General features: G+C 73.7%; 15 protein-coding genes and 1 tRNA gene. 11 read left to right on the top strand and 5 right to left on the bottom strand.

Annotated elements, in window-relative coordinates; all coding sequences use genetic code 11:
- The first annotated feature begins 140 nt into the window (after nt 1-140).
- The 3 genes from AB0R04_RS32400 to AB0R04_RS32410 all read left to right on the top strand — a co-directional run bounded on the left by AB0R04_RS32400 (nt 141) and on the right by AB0R04_RS32410 (nt 3,412).
- Nucleotides 141-1,301 (top strand): sensor histidine kinase, encoded by a 1,161-nt coding sequence (locus tag AB0R04_RS32400; protein WP_363377202.1) that lies wholly within the window; start codon nt 141-143, stop codon nt 1,299-1,301.
- Nucleotides 1,298-1,972: a response regulator transcription factor gene (locus AB0R04_RS32405; RefSeq protein ID WP_363377203.1), complete on the top strand. Its 675-nt coding sequence runs from the start codon at nt 1,298-1,300 to the stop codon at nt 1,970-1,972. The genes AB0R04_RS32400 and AB0R04_RS32405 overlap by 4 nt, the downstream gene beginning before the upstream one ends.
- Nucleotides 1,973-2,203: 231 nt before the next feature.
- Nucleotides 2,204-3,412: an alpha/beta hydrolase gene (locus tag AB0R04_RS32410; RefSeq protein ID WP_363377204.1), complete on the top strand. Its 1,209-nt coding sequence runs from the start codon at nt 2,204-2,206 to the stop codon at nt 3,410-3,412.
- Nucleotides 3,413-3,698: 286 nt separating this feature from the next.
- Here the strand turns inward: AB0R04_RS32410 and AB0R04_RS32415 are convergent.
- Nucleotides 3,699-3,786: transfer RNA gene (locus AB0R04_RS32415), tRNA-Leu, on the bottom strand.
- 290 nt (nt 3,787-4,076) lie between these two features.
- Between AB0R04_RS32415 and AB0R04_RS32420 the strand changes: the two genes are divergently transcribed.
- From AB0R04_RS32420 to AB0R04_RS32430, 3 genes are all read left to right on the top strand, one after another.
- A complete protein-coding gene (locus AB0R04_RS32420) occupies nt 4,077-5,408 on the top strand; it encodes a M20/M25/M40 family metallo-hydrolase (protein ID WP_363377205.1) in 1,332 nt (443 codons plus the stop codon).
- Nucleotides 5,409-5,710: 302 nt separating this feature from the next.
- A complete protein-coding gene (locus AB0R04_RS32425) occupies nt 5,711-5,956 on the top strand; it encodes a chaplin (protein ID WP_079135485.1) in 246 nt (81 codons plus the stop codon).
- 334 nt (nt 5,957-6,290) lie between these two features.
- The gene (locus AB0R04_RS32430) at nt 6,291-7,124 is read left to right on the top strand and encodes a chaplin (RefSeq protein ID WP_363377206.1); all 834 of its coding nucleotides are present in this window, start codon (nt 6,291-6,293) and stop codon (nt 7,122-7,124) included.
- Nucleotides 7,125-7,442: 318 nt separating this feature from the next.
- On the opposite strand, the gene AB0R04_RS32435 is transcribed toward AB0R04_RS32430, so the two are convergent.
- Nucleotides 7,443-7,652: a DUF5703 family protein gene (locus tag AB0R04_RS32435; protein WP_033350848.1), complete on the bottom strand. Its 210-nt coding sequence runs from the start codon at nt 7,650-7,652 to the stop codon at nt 7,443-7,445.
- Nucleotides 7,653-8,018: 366 nt separating this feature from the next.
- On the opposite strand from AB0R04_RS32435, the gene AB0R04_RS32440 reads away from it, so the two are divergent.
- A complete protein-coding gene (locus tag AB0R04_RS32440) occupies nt 8,019-8,624 on the top strand; it encodes a hypothetical protein (RefSeq protein ID WP_063346931.1) in 606 nt (201 codons plus the stop codon).
- An 86-nt stretch (nt 8,625-8,710) separates the two neighbouring features.
- Here the strand turns inward: AB0R04_RS32440 and AB0R04_RS32445 are convergent, their stop codons facing one another.
- Both AB0R04_RS32445 and AB0R04_RS32450 read right to left on the bottom strand, forming a co-directional pair.
- Complete coding sequence (locus AB0R04_RS32445) at nt 8,711-10,909, bottom strand: helix-hairpin-helix domain-containing protein (RefSeq protein WP_363377207.1); 2,199 nt, start codon at nt 10,907-10,909, stop codon at nt 8,711-8,713.
- 49 nt (nt 10,910-10,958) lie between these two features.
- Entirely contained in the window at nt 10,959-11,939 is a 981-nt protein-coding gene (locus tag AB0R04_RS32450) for an aldo/keto reductase (RefSeq protein ID WP_363377208.1), read from the bottom strand.
- Between the two features lie 251 nt (nt 11,940-12,190).
- Here AB0R04_RS32450 and AB0R04_RS32455 point away from each other — a divergent pair, with 251 nt between their 5' ends.
- Complete coding sequence (locus tag AB0R04_RS32455) at nt 12,191-13,237, top strand: LLM class F420-dependent oxidoreductase (RefSeq protein ID WP_363377209.1); 1,047 nt, start codon at nt 12,191-12,193, stop codon at nt 13,235-13,237.
- 23 nt (nt 13,238-13,260) lie between these two features.
- On the opposite strand, the gene AB0R04_RS32460 is transcribed toward AB0R04_RS32455, so the two are convergent.
- Entirely contained in the window at nt 13,261-14,244 is a 984-nt protein-coding gene (locus AB0R04_RS32460) for a magnesium and cobalt transport protein CorA (protein ID WP_363377210.1), read from the bottom strand.
- Nucleotides 14,245-14,416: 172 nt separating this feature from the next.
- Between AB0R04_RS32460 and AB0R04_RS32465 the strand changes: the two genes are divergently transcribed.
- From AB0R04_RS32465 to AB0R04_RS32475, 3 genes are all read left to right on the top strand, one after another.
- Nucleotides 14,417-15,109: a histidine phosphatase family protein gene (locus AB0R04_RS32465; protein ID WP_363377211.1), complete on the top strand. Its 693-nt coding sequence runs from the start codon at nt 14,417-14,419 to the stop codon at nt 15,107-15,109.
- 298 nt (nt 15,110-15,407) lie between these two features.
- A complete protein-coding gene (locus AB0R04_RS32470; protein ID WP_063350992.1) occupies nt 15,408-15,986 on the top strand; it encodes a DUF3090 domain-containing protein in 579 nt (192 codons plus the stop codon).
- A 56-nt stretch (nt 15,987-16,042) separates the two neighbouring features.
- Complete coding sequence (locus AB0R04_RS32475) at nt 16,043-16,828, top strand: SCO1664 family protein (RefSeq protein ID WP_063350993.1); 786 nt, start codon at nt 16,043-16,045, stop codon at nt 16,826-16,828.
- Nucleotides 16,829-16,862: the final 34 nt, after the last annotated feature.

Consider the following 16,862-nt stretch of genomic DNA (forward strand, 5'->3'; position numbering starts at 1 on the left):
AGCGCCCCGGCCGCGGCCGTCCGGTGGACGAACTGGACAATGCTGACCGTATGGACAGGACTAGGAGGTGGTCGGTGCGCGGAGCGCTGCACACCGTGAGGAAGGATCTGTTCACCCCGGCCCCGCAGCCCATGCCGCCCATGAGCGGGCCGGGACTGCTGAGGTGGCTGCCGCACGGCGCGGTCGTCGCGGTGGCGGTCTTCGCGGCCGTCTCCGCTACCGAGGACATCCCGTTGCGGCCGCTCGGGATGCTCCACGCCGCGCTCCTGGTACCGGCGCTGCGCCGGCCGCTGCCGGCCTGGTGGCTGTCGCTGATGATGCTGCCGGTGTTCTCGTTGTACCCGCCCTTCGCGCCGTACACGGGATGGGCGTGGGCCGTGCAGGCTGGGCTGTCGTTCCTGGTCGCGCTGCGCAACCCGCCGCGGGTGACGGGCGAGACGGTGGCGCTGAGCACCGCGCTGCTGCTGGGACTGCAGCTGGCGGGCGGGCGGATCGGGCCCTGGTACTTCACGGTGATCGTGCTGGTGTTGTTCGCCCTCGTCGTGGCCGCCGCGACCGGGGTACGCCGGACGAGGGAGGTCCGCGCCCGGCTCGCGGAGCAGGAGCGGGCCCTCGCGCAGGAGCGGGCGCACCGCACCGTCCTGGAGGAACGCGCCCGCATCGCGCGCGAGTTGCACGACGTGGTCGCCCACCACATGTCCGTCATCTCCATCCAGGCCGAGGCCGCCCCGTACCGGGTCGCGGACCCGCCCCGGGAACTGGTCGCGGCGCTGGCCGACATCCGCGCGGGCGCCCTGGAGGGACTGACCGAGCTGCGCCGCCTCCTCGGCGTGCTGCGCTCCGAGGACCGTCCCGGCGGGCGTGCTCCCGAGGCTCCGCAGCCCACCCTGGAAAGGCTCGACGACCTGCTCGCCGGGGTGCGCGCGGCCGGGCTCGACGTGCGGGCGGTGGTCTCCGGGACGCGCCGCCCGCTGCCCGAGGGCGTGGAGCTGTCGGCCTACCGCATCGTGCAGGAGGCGCTCAGCAACACGCTGCGCCACGCCCCGGGCGCCGCGGCCCGCGTCGAGCTGACGTACACCGACGCCGCCCTGCGGCTGCGGATCCGCAACGGGCCCGGCACCGCGGCCGCCGAGCCCTCGCCGGGAGCCGGGCACGGCCTCCTGGGCATGCGCGAACGTGCCGTGATGCTCGGCGGGGAGTTCTCCGCCGGCACCACCCCCGACGGTGGCTACGAGGTCACCGCGCTGCTGCCGGTGCCCGCCGCCCCAGCCGTCCGGACAGACAGGGAACAGACCGCATGACGATCCGAGTGATGATCGCCGACGACCAGGCGATGGTTCGCGAGGCCTTCTCGGTGCTCCTCGGCGCCCAGCCCGGCATCGAGGTGATCGCGACCGCCGTGGACGGCCTGGACGCGGTGGCCAAGGCCGAGGAGCTCCGCCCCGACGTGATCGTGATGGACATCCGGATGCCCGGACTGAACGGCATCGAGGCCACCCGCCGGATCACCGGGCAGGCCGGCCTGTCGACCAGGATCCTCGTCCTGACCACCTTCGACCTCGACGAGTATGTGTACGAGGCGCTGCGGGCCGGCGCTGGCGGGTTCCTCCTCAAGGACGCCTCCGGGGTCCAACTGGCCGAGGCGGTACGCGTCGTGGCCGCCGGGGACGCGCTGCTGTCGCCCGGGCTCACCAAGCGGCTCATCACGGAGTTCGCCCGGCTGGGCGGCTCGGCGAAACCGCCCGCCCAGGTGCGGATCGACGTCCTCACCAACCGCGAGACCGAGGTACTCACGCTGGTCGCCCGGGGCCTGTCCAACGCGGAGATCGCCGCCGAACTCGTCGTCGCCGAGCAGACCGTCAAGACGCACATGGGCAGCATCCTGCAGAAGCTGCAGCTGCGGGACCGCACCCAGGCCGCAGTCCTCGCCTACGAGACGGGACTGGTCGTTCCCGGCCGCACCGATCTGTGATCCCGCGGTAGTGCGGCGGCACTGGCCCGGACGTCTCCCCCCGACCCCCTACCTGAGAGCTGCTCCGGAGAATGGCTCCGCGGTGTGAGGCCCGTGCGGGTGCCGGATTCCTAGCGTTCTTGTACGAGCCGGTCCTCGCCGCCCCCGTGTGGGGTTCCGAGGACCTCGCGGCTCCCGACAAGTTCCGCGGGCGGCGGCGACCGCCCCGCGCACCATCGCAGGAGTACAGCCATGACCACACCCCGAAGCTTCGCCGCCTCGCCCGCCCGGCCCGGCCGGCCCGTCCGGATCCTGCGGGCCGCCTCCGCCGTCCTGGCGTCGTTCCTCGCGTTCCTGACCGTCGCCATCGTGCTCGGCGCGTACGTCCCCTCGATACCCAAGGCGGGCGTGATCGGGCCGGTCCTGGGCGGGCAGTACCCGTTCCACGTGGCCCTGCTGGCCCTCGTCGCCGCCGGCCTCGCCGCGCTGGCCTGGCGGGCCGGCCTGGTGCGCTGGGGACGTGTGGTCACCGGCGTCTCGACGCTGTGCACCGTGGGCGCGCTGGTCATCGGCGGCATCCAGTTCCAGGCCGCCAGGGATGCCGGCGTCGACATCTCGCTGGGCCAGGTGTTCACCGAACTCTCCTACCCCGCGGCGAAGCCGGACGCGACCGAGACGTTCGCGAGCCCCGAGGGCGAGCCCCTGCGGGTGGACGCGTACCTGCCCGCGAAGGCCCCGGGCAAGCGGACCCCGGCTGTCGTGCTCGCCCACGCCGGCGGCTTCCACACCTTCGACAAGAACGACCTGCGCGGCACCGGCCGCTGGCTCGCCGACCACGGCGTCGCCGTCTTCGCCGTCGACTACCGCCTGGCCGGTCCCGACCGTCCCACCTGGGACAAGGCCCCGCAAGACCTCGTCTCCGCCATGGGCTGGGTGCAGCGCAACGCCGACGTGTACGGCGTCGACGGCGCGCGGATCTCGCTCGGCGGCATGTCGGCGGGCGGCACCCTGGCGATGAACACCGCCTACCGCCTCCAGAACGGCACCATCAAGGCCGCCGAGGGCGCCACCCCTGCGCCCCCGGCCTCCGTGATCGGCTTCTACCCCGGCACCGACGTCGCGCAGATGTGGGAGGACGACGTGGCCGGGACCCGCGAGGCGGCGCAGATGTACACCGGCGGCACCCCGCAGCAGTACCCGGACCGCTACCGCGAGGTGTCCCCGACGTCCGACGTCCGCCCCGGCCTGCCCCGCACCCTGCTCGTCGTCGGGGACCGCGACCGCAGCGCCCGCCCCGAGACCGTCACCGGCCTCGGCGACGCGCTGAGGAAGCAGGGTGTCGACGTGGAGGTGAAGGAACTGCCCTTCGCCGACCACGCGTTCGACGACGCGTACGGCAGTCTCACCTCCCAGACGAGCCGGCAGATCCTGCTCGACTTCCTCCTCGCGGACGCACGCTGACCCCGGGTCCCGGCCGGCCGTCGAGGCGGACAGGCAGCGCGACACGGCTGCGGGAGACTCGCTAGTAGTGCGTGCTGTGGTTCCACCAGGCATGGGCGCTATCGGTACCGCTTTCCCCCGCAGGGGCGGACTCCGCCACGGGGGTGGGCGTCGACACCGGGCCGGCTGGGCCTGTCCACCCTGGTCCAAGGGCAAGTCCGCCGGCCGGTGGGTCACGCGGTTGGTCACGTGACTGCTGCACCGTGACCGGAAAAGCAAAAAACCCCTGATAATCAGGGGTCTTAGCTGGTGTCCGAGGGGGGACTTGAACCCCCACGCCCGATAAAGGGCACTAGCACCTCAAGCTAGCGCGTCTGCCATTCCGCCACCCGGACCGGGTGTTGTCTTTGCGGCTTTCGTTCTCTCGTCGGCCGCGCTGACAGATGTAACTGTAGCAAAGATCGGCTTGGGGTCCCAAAACGGTTCGGGGCGGGGGTGCGGGGGTGGTGGCGGGGGCAAGGGGGAGTGTGTGGCGGGGGCGTGACCAGGGGGTTTCGGGGGTGCGCAGGGGGTGGATCCGGGTCGGGGGCTGGGGGAGGATGGGCGTACGTGCTCGTACGCCCGGGTGCAGGTCCTGGGGGTGGCGCGCTGGTGCGTCGGTGCGGGCCAAAGACGAGGAGTGACCGTGAGCGAGCGGAGCGAGTCGGCGGGGCCGAGGGCGACGGCTGAGTCGGAGGTCGCCGGGATCTGTCGCGATCTGATCCGGATCGACACCAGCAACTACGGGGACGGCTCCGGCCCGGGGGAGCGCAAGGCGGCGGAGTACGTCGCCGAGCAGCTCGCCGAGTTCGGGGTGGAGCCGCAGATCTTCGAGTCGGCCAAGGGGCGGGCCTCGACGGTGGTGCGGATCGAGGGCGAGGACCGTTCCCGCCCGGGCCTGCTGATCCACGGCCACACCGACGTGGTGCCGGCCAACGCCGCGGACTGGACGTACGACCCGTTCGGGGGCGAGATCGCGGACGGCTGCGTGTGGGGGCGCGGCGCGGTCGACATGAAGGACATGGACGCGATGACCCTCGCGGTGGTCCGCGACCGGCTGCGCACCGGCCGCAAGCCCCCGCGGGACCTGGTGCTGGCGTTCGTCGCGGACGAGGAGGCCGGCGGCACGTACGGGGCGCGGTTCCTGGTGGACAAGCACCCGGAGCTGTTCGAGGGCGTGACCGAGGGCATCGGCGAGGTCGGCGGCTTCTCCTTCACGGTCAACGACCAGGTACGGCTGTACCTGGTGGAGACGGCCGAGAAGGGCATGCACTGGATGCGCCTGACGGTCGACGGCCGCGCCGGGCACGGCTCGATGGAGAACGACGACAACGCGATCACCGAGCTGTGCGAGGCGGTCGCCCGGCTCGGCCGGCACAAGTTCCCGCTGCGGATCACCAAGACCGTACGGGCGTTCCTGAACGAGCTGTCGGACGCGCTCGGGGTCGAGCTCGACCCGGAGAACATGGACGAGACCCTGCGGGTGCTCGGCGGCATCGCCAAGATGATCGGCACCACGCTGCGCAACACCGCCCAGCCGACCATGCTCGGCGCCGGCTACAAGGTGAACGTGATCCCCGGCCAGGCCACCGCACACGTGGACGGGCGCTTCCTGCCCGGCTACGAGGAGGAGTTCCTGGCGGAGCTGGACAGCGTGCTGGGCCCGCGCGTGAAGCGGGAGAGCCTGCACTCGGACAAGGCGATCGAGACCACCTTCGACGGCGCGCTGGTGGAGGCGATGCAGACGGCGCTGCGGGCGGAGGACCCGATCGCCCGCGCGGTGCCGTACTGCCTGTCGGGCGGGACGGACGCCAAGTCGTTCCAGGACCTCGGGATCCGCTGCTTCGGCTTCGCGCCGCTGCAGCTGCCGCCGGAGCTGGACTTCGCCGGGATGTTCCACGGCGTGGACGAGCGGGTGCCGGTGGACGGGCTGAAGTTCGGCGTCCGGGTGCTGGACCGGTTCCTCGACGCCTGCTGAGCGTTGCCTGTCGAGCGTTGCCTGTCGAGCGGCTTGGGCTGAGCTCCTTGGGCTGAGCACCTCGGGCGGACGGCCCGTTCCCGGAGTGCCGGGGGCGGGCCGTCCGCATTGTCCGAGCTAATGATTTGGGACAGGGCGAAGGAGATCAACAGAAACGATCCTGCAAGGAAATGTGGATCGAGCGTGCGTGCGAGACATCACCGTTGCGAGTGAATGGCAAATCTGTTCCGTACCCCGTTTGCCACACCCTCGTTCATCCCTGTGCAACCCGCCGAACGGGTTGCGTTGTCCATACAGGAGGAATGATGAAGGTCAAGAAGATCGCCGCTGTTGCCGCCGCCACCGGTGGCCTGGTGATCGCCGCCGCCGGTGTCGCGTCCGCTCACGGCGGTGCCGCCGCCGAGGGTGTGGCCGCCGGCTCCCCGGGTGTCGTCGCCGGCAACCAGGTGCAGATCCCGGTGCACGTCCCGGTCAACCTGTGCGGCAACACCGTCAGCGTGATCGGTGTGCTGAACCCGGCGTTCGGCAACCACTGCGCCAACTTCTGAGTCACGCTCCGAGCTGCTAAGGCTCGTTGAGCCGACTCATTCGACCCCCGGGTGGCGGACGCGCCGCCCGGGGGTCGCTTGCATGCGGGGTGCGAGTGCGGGGTGCGGAGAGGTGAACAAGGGGGCAATCGCTCGATCGGGTGAAGCTGGTTCGTTCGGCTCAACCTGCCCGCCGTCTTCTCGTTAACTCCTGTGCAGTCGAAGACCTTGCCGGATATCCGGATATACGGAAATTCCGACTTTCGGAAGGTATTTACGTCAAGGTCGTCACGTCGTTCTCGATACGTCAGGGGAAAAAATGAGGAATGTAGCCAAGAAGGGGATCCTCACGGTCGTGGCCACCGGCAGTGTCCTGGCCTCGACCGCCGGCTACGCCTACGCGGGTGCCGAGGCCCAGGGAGGTGCCGCCGGCTCGGCGGGCGTCGCCTCCGGGAACTCGGTGCAGGTGCCGGTCGAGGTGCCGATCAACGCCTGCGGCAACACCGTCGACGTGATCGGCGTGCTGAACCCGTCCTACGGCAACCGTTGCGCCAACGCCAGCGGCCACCCCGAGGCCGCGAAGCCGGGCGGCTCCCACGTGGGCTCCGGCTCCCACACCGGCTCCGGTTCCCACGCAGGCTCCGGGGCCAACGGCGGCACCGGCCGGGGCTCCTCCGCCTCGGGCGCGTCCGCCTCCGGCGTCGCCGCCAACTCGCCCGGCGTGATCTCCGGCAACAGCATCCAGGCCCCCGTGCACGTCCCGGTCAACGCCTGCGGCAACTCCGTCGACGTGGTCGGCGTCGGGAACCCCGCCTTCGGCAACGACTGCGCCAACGTCGCGCAGCCCGCCCCGGCGCCGAAGCCGGCCGACGACTGCCCCGAGAAGCACAGCCCGTCCATCCCGCCGCAGGCCGGCGGCGAGGTCCCGGGCAACCCGCGCAACGGCGGCCCGTCCGCCACCCCCGAGGCCGGCGCACACTCGGCCCCCGCCGTCGCGCCGGTCGCGAGCGGCCAGGTCGCCCCGGTCGCGGCCCGCGCCGCCGCCCCGGCCGTCGCCTCCTCGCCGAGCGGCGCCGTCGGCAGCCAGCTGGCCTCCACCGGCGCCGGTGACGTCGAACTGCTCGGCGCCGCCGGCCTCGCCCTGCTGCTCGGTGGCGGCGTGCTCTACCGCCGCGCCCGCGCCCGCTGAGCCGCCGGTAGGCCACACCCCGCGGCGCCGCACCCCCGCGGCGCTGCCGGAGCACGACGCCGGAGCGTGACGCGCCCGCGGCCGCCTGGAGATACGGGCGGCCGCGGGCAAGCGGAGGCCCGGCGTGAAAGCCCGTGCGAAGGCCTGACGTGACGTGAAGCCCCGGTCCGAAAGCCCGGCGTGAAATCCCCACCGCGACGGGCGCGTTCCCGGGCCCGGAGCTCCCCGACCCGGCCGCCTCCCGCCCGGGCCTTCCCCGCCCGGGCGCCCCGCCCGTCCACCTCCGCCGCGGCGGGTGGGCTCAGACGTCCTCGCCCGTCACCAGCTCCGGACCTGCCGGATGATCCGCCGCTTCAGCCGGACCGTCCGGCTCCCGTCGGGGAACAGCCGCAGCCGGTCGAGCTCCCAGTGCCCGTACTCGGCGTGCTCGGTGAGCAGTTGGCGTGCCGCGTTGCGCGTGGTGCCGCGCGGCATGCGCAGCGACTGGTACTCGTACTCCGGTTGCCGGACCGGCTTCGGTGGGGTCAAAACGCTCCTCCTGAGAATCACCTGCACGCAAGCCTACGACCTGCCTCGGACAGTCGGCCCGGGTATTTCCGGACGTCCTCCCGGACGTCCGTCCGACCCGGCAGGACGCCCCGGACCGGCCGGGGCGCGCCAGCCCGCCTGACAGTGCATCAGTTCCGTTGTTCCTCCGGACGGGATACCCCGATCCCGGCGCGCGAAGCGGCACCCGATCGGCCCCGCGCGGCCCGGCTGCACGCCCTTCGCGCCGGGCATGCGCGGGGACAGAACCACGCGGATCGGACATCAGGGGGGAAGTTGCGGTGAAATCGCGGGTGTAGGTGACAACCGCTGTGCGTACCGACACCGCGGGGAGATAGCGTCTGCACCATGTCTGATGCCGCGCAGCCAACCATTGCCGAGGTACGCGCCGCCGCCGAGGCGGTCAAGGCCGCCATCGACCGTCATCTGGAAGCGGTGTCAAGCCCCAGCGCAGCGGATGATCCCGCTGTGTCCGCCGCCTACGAGCAGCTCGCGACGGCGGCCATCGCCTACGACCAGATCCTCTACGAGGTCTACGACGAGGTCACCCCCTTCGAGATCCCCGGGGACGAGGGTCCGGGCGGCTACCACGGCCCCGAACAGCCGGAGGCGATCAGCGTGCTGATCCGCCGCGACTACCACGTCGCCGACCCCAAGCGGCTGCGCGCCCAGGCCGAGCGGCTCGACGAGTCGCTGACCCCCGGCGGGGGCGGCACCAGCGGGGTGAACGCCGCGATCGGCGTGCTGTTCGGCGAGTACGAGCCGGACGAGATCGCCGCCCGCAGCGAGGAGTTCGGCCTGGAGGAGGCGGACTCGACGCTCTGGGTCGCGGCGGCGGAGCCGACCGAGCCGGGGGAGTGGCTGCCGGAACCCTTCGAGCACGCCGACCCGCAGATGCTGATCTGCCGGTTCGACGTGAGCGAGGTCTACGACGACGAGGACCCCGACGACTGAACCGTTCGTCGTGCAGACACCCGGAGGGCGGGCCCCACCTGCAGGGGGCCCGCCCTCCGCGCGTTCCGTTAACCGGTGCGCAGGACCTAGTACGCCGAGGCGGCGTTCTCGGCGAGGATCGCCCGCAGCCGGGTGGTGCGCGGCTGCGCCGGGCGCTCGGTGACGGCCTGGGCGAGCGCCGGGCCCGCCGCGTGCACCACGGACAGGTGCCGCTCGCCGCGGCCGAAGGCGGTGTAGACCCACTGCCGGGTGAGCGCCGGGCCGGCGTCCTCCGGGAGCACCACGACCGCGCCCGGCCAGCGGCGGCCGAGTGCCTGGTGGACGGTCAGCGCCCAGCCGTGCCGCAGCCGGCCGGCCTGGGCGGGCGGGACAGTCCGGCGCGAGCCGTCCGCGTACGCCAGGTGCAGGCCGGTGGCGTCGCCGTCCAGCACCCGGGCCGGGCGGGTGACGCCGGGGGCCGGGGAGTCGACCACCCGGTCGCCCGGGTCGAAGCCGCCGAACCGGCCGGGCCCCGGGTTGAGCCGGGCCTTCGCGGCGGCGTTCAGCGCCCGGGTGCCCGCCGGGCCGCCGTGGCCGGGGGTGAGCAGCACCACCTGCTCGGCGGGGATGCCGAGGGCGCGGGGGATGGAGTCGGTGAGCAGCTGGAGGGCGCGGTGGACGGCTTCGCCGCCGTCCTTCGCGGTCAGGATGACCACCTCCTTGTCCGGCGCCTCGACGGGCTGGAGCTCGCCGATGCCGACGCCGGAGACCAGCTCGCCGATCGGGCCGAAGTCCGGGGTGCGGGAGGCGACCGCCGGGCAGACCCTGGCGGCCAGCAGGTCGGCGAAGAACCGGCCGGGGCCGGCCGACCAGAGCTGGCCGGGGTCGCCGCTGAGCACCAGCCGGGTGCCGTCGGCGAGCGACTCCAGGACGGTGGCGGCCAGTTCGACGTCCAGCAGCGGGGCGTCGAGGACGACCAGGACGTCCAGGGCGAGCGTGCCGTCAGCGGCGCGGCCCGGCCCGGCGGCGCCGGAGAGCAGGTCGGCCAGGGTGATCACAGCGGCCGGGGTGTCGGTGAGCGCGGCGAAGGACTCCCGGCCCTGGTCGGTCCAGGTGGCGGCCCAGACCCGCAGCCCGAGGCCGCCGGCGGCGGCCAGCAGCGCGGCGGGTTCGGTGCGGGCGGCCTCGCCGCCGGTGTGCAGCACCAGGGCGCTGTCGGCGACGGCCTGGATCAGGGCGGTCGCGGAGGAGGACGGCGCGGCCTCGCCGGCAGCCGCCCACGCGGTCGGGCCGGGCGCGGCGGGGGCCTGCGGAGCGTCCTCCACCGTGGCCTCTGCTGTGGCCTCCACCGTGTCCTCCGCGGGGGCCGTGTCCGAGCCGGAGGCGGCCTCGGAGCCAGGGGCCGGCGAGGAGTCGGCCGTGGACTCGGCGTCCTCCGCCGTGTCCTCCTCCGCCGGATCCTCCGCCTCCTCCGCCACCGCGTCTTCCTCGCCCGGCTCCGGGTCCTCGCCCGGCACGAAGGTCGACATCAGCCGGACCAGCCCGTCCGCGAGGCTCTCCTCGGCCAGCGCGAGCCGCTCCAGGGCGAGCAGCGTCCGGGTCGGCGGCTCCTCGTCCTCGTCGCCGCCAGCGGTGTGCGCCTCGGGGCCGGTCAGCTCCTCCTGGAACGGCATCGCGCGCCCGTCCAGGACGGCGGCCTGGATCGCCGCGGCCGAGTCCGGCAGCCCGTGGCGGTCGAGCCCGGCCGCGATCTCGGCGACCTCGACGGCGGAGTGGCCGCGCAGCGCCGCCTGCTCCAGCAGCCACGGCACCAGCGCCTGGGCGCGGCGCGGGTCACCGGGGCCGGCGGCGGGGCCGAGCAGGCCGCGGGCGAAGCCGTCCGCGTGCTCGGGGCGGACGCCGGGCAGGGACAGCACGGCCCACGGGTCGGAGCGCAGCTGTTCGGCGGCGCCGTCGCCGAACTCGGCGACCGCGGCGGTCGCGAGATCGGCCGGGGCGCCCCCGGCGGTCAGTACCTCGGCGGTGTCCTTGAGCGCCTGCGCGCGCTGCTGGTCGGGCTGCGCGGAGGCCGGGGCCTTGGCGCCCTGGCCGTCCTTGACGTCCTTGGCGTGCTCGGGAGCCGCGGCGCGGCCCTCGTCCTCCGGCGGTGCGGCCTGCGGGCCGACGCTGCGGATCCGCTGCGCCAGCTCGGCGATCGCCGCTGCCTTCTCAGCCGGGCTCGCCGTCTCCGCGGGGCTCGCCTTCTCCGTCGGGCTCACCGAGACTGCCGAGGTCTCCTCCGGAGCGCCGTTCTCCGTGTCACTCATCGTCCGCTCCAAGGGTCACTCCACTGCGTGTTCAGCTGAACGAGGGGGGCTACAGCTCGCTCCACCCCTGGTCCGGGTAGCGGTGCACCGGCGACGAGATGTCGTCCAGCGCACCACGGATCTCACCCGGTAGCGTAAGCGCCTCCACTGACAGCGCCGCCTGCAGCTGTGCCACCGTACGGGCCCCGACCAGCGCGCTCGCCACTCCGGGCCGGTCCCGGACCCAGGCGAGGGCGACCGCGAGCGGGCTGCTGGCGAGCCCGTCGGCGGCCGTGGCGACGGCGTCGACGATCCGCCGCGAGCGCTCCCCGAGGTACGGCTGGACGAACCCGGACAGGTACGGCGAGGCGCCGCGCGAGTCCTGCGGGACGCCGTGCCGGTACTTGCCGGTGAGCACCCCGCGCCCGAGCGGCGAGGAGGCGAGCAGCCCGACCCCGGCGTCCGCCGCGGCGGGCAGCGCCTCGCGCTCGATGCCGCGCTGGAGCAGCGAGTACTCCAGCTGGGCCCCGGCCAGCGGGGTCCGCCCGTGGTGGGCGCGCTGCCAGGTGGCGGCCTTGGCGAGCTGCCAGCCGCTGAAGTCGCAGACCCCGACGTACCGGGCGCGTCCGGAGGAGACGGCGACGTCGAGGGCGCTGAGCGTCTCCTCGACGGGTGTCATGGGGTCGAAGGAGTGGACCTGCCAGAGGTCGACGTAGTCGGTGCCGAGCCGGCGCAGCGAGGCGTCGAGGGCGGCGAGGAGGTGGCCGCGGGAGCCGTCGAAGCGGCGGGCGGACTCCGGCACGCTGCCGGCCTTGGTGGCGATGACGAGTTCGGAGCGGGGGACGAGGCTGTCGGTGAGCCGGGAGATCAGGTATTCGGCGCCGCCGTCGGCGTACACGTCGGCGGTGTCGAGCAGGGTCCCGCCGGCGTCGACGAACTCCTTGAGCTGCTCGGCGGCCTCGTGTTCGTCGGTGTCGCGGCCCCAGGTCATGGTGCCGAGGCCGAGCCGGGAGACCTGGAGACCGGTACGGCCGAGGTGACGCTTTTCCATCGGGCGGGCCCTCCACTGGCCGGTGGCACCGGGCGCCCCGGTAGCCCTGAGAACGCGCAGGTGGGAAGAGCGCTCCCCACGTCGGCTGAGCGTAGCGGCCGGTGTCCGGGCAGGGGTGGCGACCCGCAGAACGATCACCGGGCCCGCCCGGCGGCGGGTGTGACCCAGACCACCGCTACCGGTCAGTAGCATGACCGGCGAGTGCGCGGCTACCCTCGCCACCAACCCTCACCGACTGGAAGGTTCGGCACATGCGACTCGGAATCAACCTCGGCTACTGGGGTCTCGGCATGGACGCCGACAACATCGCCGTGGCCCAGGAGGCGGACCGGCTCGGCTACTCGGTGTGCTGGGCGGCCGAGGCGTACGGCTCGGACGCCGCGACGGTGCTGAGCTTCGTCGCCGCGAAGACCGAGCGGATCGACGTCGGTTCGGCCATCTTCCAGATCCCCGCCCGCACCCCGGCGATGACCGCGATGACCGCGGCGACCCTGGACACCCTGTCCGGCGGCCGCTTCCGGCTCGGCCTCGGCGTCTCCGGCCCGCAGGTCTCCGAGGGCTGGTACGGGGTGAAGTTCGACAAGCCGCTCGCCCGCACCCGCGAGTACGTGGAGATCATCCGCAAGGCGATGTCCCGCGAGCGGCTGGTCCACGAGGGCGCGCACTGGACGCTGCCGCTGCCCGGCGGTCCCGGCAAGCCGATCAAGCTCACCGTGCACCCGGTGCGCGAGCACATCCCGCTGTACATCGCCGCGATCGGCCCGAAGAACCTGGAGCAGACCGGCGAGATCGCCGACGGCTGGCTCGGCATCTTCTTCTCGCCCGAGCACGCCGCGCTCTCCCTCGACCCGCTGAAGGCCGGCCGCGCCAAGGCGGGGCAGAGCCTGGACGGCTTCGACCTCTGCCCGACCGTCACCATCGCGGTCGGCGAGGACATCAAGGCCGGCGTCGACTCCCAGCGCTCCTACGCCGCGCTGTACATCGGCGGCATGGGCAGCAAGGAGAAGAACTTCTACAACCAGCTCGCCCGGCGGATGGGCTACGAGCAGGCCGCCGACGAGATCCAGGAGAAGTACCTGGCCAAGGACTACGCGGCCGCCGCGGCCGCCGTCCCGCACGACCTGATCGACGCCACCTCGCTGATCGGCGACACCGCCCGGATCGCCGACCGGATGCAGGCCTACGCCGACGCGGGCGTCACCACGCTCACCCTGGCCCCGTCCGGCTTCACCCTGGACGAGCGGATCCAGGCGCTGCGCACCGGAGTCGAGGCCCTGGAGCGCGCCGGGCTGGCGTAGCCGCCCGGGGCCGTCGAGCGGCACTACAGCCAGTCGTGCCGCTTGAACACCCGGTGCAGCACTATGCAGACCGCGACCATCAGCGACAGCACCGCCGGGTACCCCCAGGGCTGGCGCAGTTCGGGCATGTCCTCGAAGTTCATCCCGTAGACGCCCGCGATCATCGTCGGCACGGCGGCCAGCGCCGCCCAGGCCGAGATCTTCCGCATGTCGTTGTTCTGCTGCACGCTGACCTGCGCCAGGTTGGCGTTGAGGATGTCGGAGAGCAGCCGGTCCATGCCCTCGACCTGGTCGGTCACCCGGGCCAGGTGGTCGGCGACGTCCCGCAGGTAGGGCAGGGTCTCCGGGCGGATGTACGGCTCGCCGCCGCGGGCCAGGCGCAGCGTCGGTTCCAGCAGCGGGCCGGTGGCGCGGCGGACGGTCATCACCTGGCGTTTGTAGCCGTAGATCCGGCCGGCGGTGTCGCGGCCGACCCGGCCGGGGGCGAAGACGTCCGCCTCCAGTTCGTCCAGGTCGGTCTGGAGCCCGGTGGCCACGTCCATGTAGCCGTCGACGATGGTGTCGCAGACCGAGTGCAGCACCGAGCTGGGCCCGTAGCGCAGCAGTTCGGGCTGCTTCTCCAGCCGGGCCCGCAGGCCGGAGAGCGGGGCGTCGGCGCCGTGCCGGACGGTCATCACGAAGTCCGCGCCGAGGAAGACCATCACCTCGCCGATGGTCACCGCGTGGGCGCCGGGGTGGTAGCCGAGCGTCTTGAGGGCGACGAACAGGGAGCCCTGGTACGGCTCGATCTTGGGGCGCTGGTGGGCGCTGACGGCGTCCTCGACGGCCAGCGGGTGCAGGGCGAACTCCCTTCCGACGTGGTTGAGTTCCTCGGCGGTGGGCTCGAACAGGCCTATCCAGACGAAGCCGCCGGGCCCGGCGGCGCGGGCGGCGGCGAGCGCGCCGGCGAGGTCGTCGGGGGCCTCGATCCGGTGGCCGTCGTGGTAGCTGGCGCAGTGGACGATCATCGGGCCATTGTGGCCCGGGGCGGGGTGCCCGGGGCGGAGCCGGGCCAGGACGGCGTCGCGGGCCGGTGCCGGCGGCGGCCCAGGAGGGCCCGCACCCCACCCGCGCACCCCACGGCCGGGCACCCCGCACCGACACTCCACGTCCGCGCCCGGAGGCCGTAGGCTGAGCCCCATGCCCACCCTGCTGCTCGTCCGCCACGGCCGCTCGACCGCGAACACCGCCGGAATCCTGGCCGGTTGGACGCCCGGCGTGGACCTCGACGACACCGGGCGCGGGCAGGCCGCCGCGCTGGCCGGCCGACTCGCGGGGATCCCGCTGGTGCAGGCCGTCAGCAGCCCGCTGGAGCGCTGTCGGCAGACCCTGGAGCCGCTGTTGACGGCTCGGCCCGAGCTGGGCCCGCCCGCCGAGGACGAGCGGCTGGGCGAGTGCCACTACGGCGAGTGGACCGGCCGGCCGCTGGCCGAGCTGGCCAAGGAGCCGCTCTGGCGCACCGTGCAGGACCACGCGGCCGCCGCGGCCTTCCCCGGCGGGGAGTCGTTGCGCGAGCTGAGCCACCGGACGGTCGGTGCGGTCCGGGAGTGGAACGAGAAGATCGCCGCCGAGCACGGCGCGGACGCGGTCTGGCTGGCCTGCTCGCACGGGGACGTGATCAAGGCGGTGGTGGCCGACGCCCTCGGCCTGCACCTGGACCACTTCCAGCGGATCAGCGTCGAGCCCTGCTCGGTCACCGCGATCCGCTACACCCCGCAGCGGCCCTTCGTCCTGAGGATGGGCGACACCGGCGACCTCGCCTCGCTCGCGCCCAGGCCCGGCGCGGCCCCGGCTGCCCCAGCGGGCGACGCGGTGGTCGGCGGCACCGCCTGAGGCGGTCGCTCCGCCTGACCCGCCCGACCTACCCGACCTGACCGGAGCCACCCGGCCCGGAGCCGTATGACGTGGGCGGGAGAGCCGTCGCACCCCGCCCCGCAGGGACCGGCGGCACCGCCTGAGCTGGCCGGTGCCACTGCGGCTCGGCTCCCCTGCGGGGGCCCGGAGGTCGTAGGGTGACTAACGAGCCCCGCCGCGTGGCGAGCCCGCGCACGGGCCGCCGTACGGCAGCCCGAGCCATGACGTCCGAACGATCCCTGTGATCCCCACGACCGACACGATCCGGAGCGAGAGCGTGCCCCGTCAGGTCTTCTTCTACGACCAGCCCGAACGGTTCGTGGCCGGCACCGTCGGCCAGCCCGGCGCCCGGGCGTTCTACCTCCAGGCCAGTGCCCGGGGCCGGATCACCAGCGTCCTGTTGGAGAAGACCCAGGTGGCGGCGCTCGCCGAGCGGATCGAGGAGGTCCTGGACGAGGCGCTGCGGCGCAGCGGCGGCGACGTCTCCATCCCGGCCGCCGCCCCGCAGGACCTGCTCGACACCGCGCCGCTGGACCTGCCGCTGGAGCAGGAGTTCCGGGTCGGCACCATGGCCCTGGCCTGGGACAGCGTGGACGGCTGCCTGGTGGTCGAGGCGCAGGCGCTGATCGAGGCGGAGGAGGACGGCGAGGACGAGGACAGCGCCGCGGCGGTCTTCGAGGACGACGACAACGGTCCGGACATGCTGCGGGTGCGGCTGTCCGGCGCGATGGCCCGGGTGTTCGCCAAGCGCGCGCTGGACCTGGTCTCGGCCGGCCGCAAGCCCTGCCCGTTCTGCAACCTGCCGCTCGACCCGGAGGGCCACCTGTGCCCGCGCGCGAACGGCTACCGGCGCTGAACACCGAGACCCCGCCGCAGGCGGACCCGGCGGCCGCCGCCGCCCTCGCTGCCGACGTGCCCACCGCGCTGGAGCTGCTGCGCGAGGGCGAGTTGACGGTGCACGGGCGCCTCACCGAGGCGTCCAACGCCGCGCTGTACTGCACCGCCACGCACGGTTCGCTGAGCGCGCAGGCCGTCTACAAGCCGGTCGCCGGGGAGCGCCCGCTGTGGGACTTCCCGGACGGCACGCTGGCCGGCCGCGAGGTCGCCGCGTACGAGGTGTCCGCCGCGACCGGCTGGGCGCTGGTGCCGCCGACCGTGCTGCGCGACGGGCCGCACGGGCCCGGGATGGTGCAGCTGTGGGTCGAGCCGGATCCGCAGGCCGAGCCGCTGCTGGCCCTCCAGGACCCGCGCGGCCCGGAGCACGGCTGGCTGCCGATCGTGCGGGCCGAGGTCGGCGGGGGACGCACCGCGCTGCTGGTGCACCACGACGACCAGCGGCTGCGCCGGCTCGCCGTGCTGGACGCGGTGCTCAACAATGCCGACCGCAAGGGCGGCCACCTGATCCCGGCCGCCGACGGCCGCGTCTACGGCATCGACCACGGCGTCACCTTCAACACCGAGGGCAAGCTGCGCACCCTGCTCTGGGGCTGGGCCGGCGAGCCGCTGCCCGCCGAGGCGCTGGAGGTGCTGACCCGGCTCGCCGAGCGGCTGGACGGCGAGCTGGCCGCGCGCCTCGCCCCGCACCTGACCGCCGCCGAACTGGAGGCGACCCGCGCCCGGGTGGCCGGGCTGCGCCGCACCGGCCGGCACCCGCTGCCCTCCGAGGACTGGCCCTCGATCCCCTGGCCCCCGGTTTAGGACGTATCCTGCGGACCGGTTCGGGCCGGCTGAT

The organism is Kitasatospora sp. NPDC056731 (assembly GCF_040687675.1).
Classification (GTDB): Bacteria; Actinomycetota; Actinomycetes; order Streptomycetales; family Streptomycetaceae; genus Kitasatospora.

Coding starts and splice junctions, on each gene's coding strand:
- AB0R04_RS32465 (WP_363377211.1), top strand. CDS start 14,417: ATGCCCACCCTGCTGCTCGTCCGCCACGGCCGCTCGACCGCGAACACC.
- AB0R04_RS32440 (WP_063346931.1), top strand. CDS start 8,019: ATGTCTGATGCCGCGCAGCCAACCATTGCCGAGGTACGCGCCGCCGCC.
- AB0R04_RS32400 (WP_363377202.1), top strand. CDS start 141: ATGAGCGGGCCGGGACTGCTGAGGTGGCTGCCGCACGGCGCGGTCGTC.
- AB0R04_RS32450 (WP_363377208.1), bottom strand. CDS start 11,939: ATGGAAAAGCGTCACCTCGGCCGTACCGGTCTCCAGGTCTCCCGGCTC.
- AB0R04_RS32455 (WP_363377209.1), top strand. CDS start 12,191: ATGCGACTCGGAATCAACCTCGGCTACTGGGGTCTCGGCATGGACGCC.
- AB0R04_RS32425 (WP_079135485.1), top strand. CDS start 5,711: ATGATGAAGGTCAAGAAGATCGCCGCTGTTGCCGCCGCCACCGGTGGC.
- AB0R04_RS32445 (WP_363377207.1), bottom strand. CDS start 10,909: ATGAGTGACACGGAGAACGGCGCTCCGGAGGAGACCTCGGCAGTCTCG.
- AB0R04_RS32460 (WP_363377210.1), bottom strand. CDS start 14,244: ATGATCGTCCACTGCGCCAGCTACCACGACGGCCACCGGATCGAGGCC.
- AB0R04_RS32410 (WP_363377204.1), top strand. CDS start 2,204: ATGACCACACCCCGAAGCTTCGCCGCCTCGCCCGCCCGGCCCGGCCGG.
- AB0R04_RS32405 (WP_363377203.1), top strand. CDS start 1,298: ATGACGATCCGAGTGATGATCGCCGACGACCAGGCGATGGTTCGCGAG.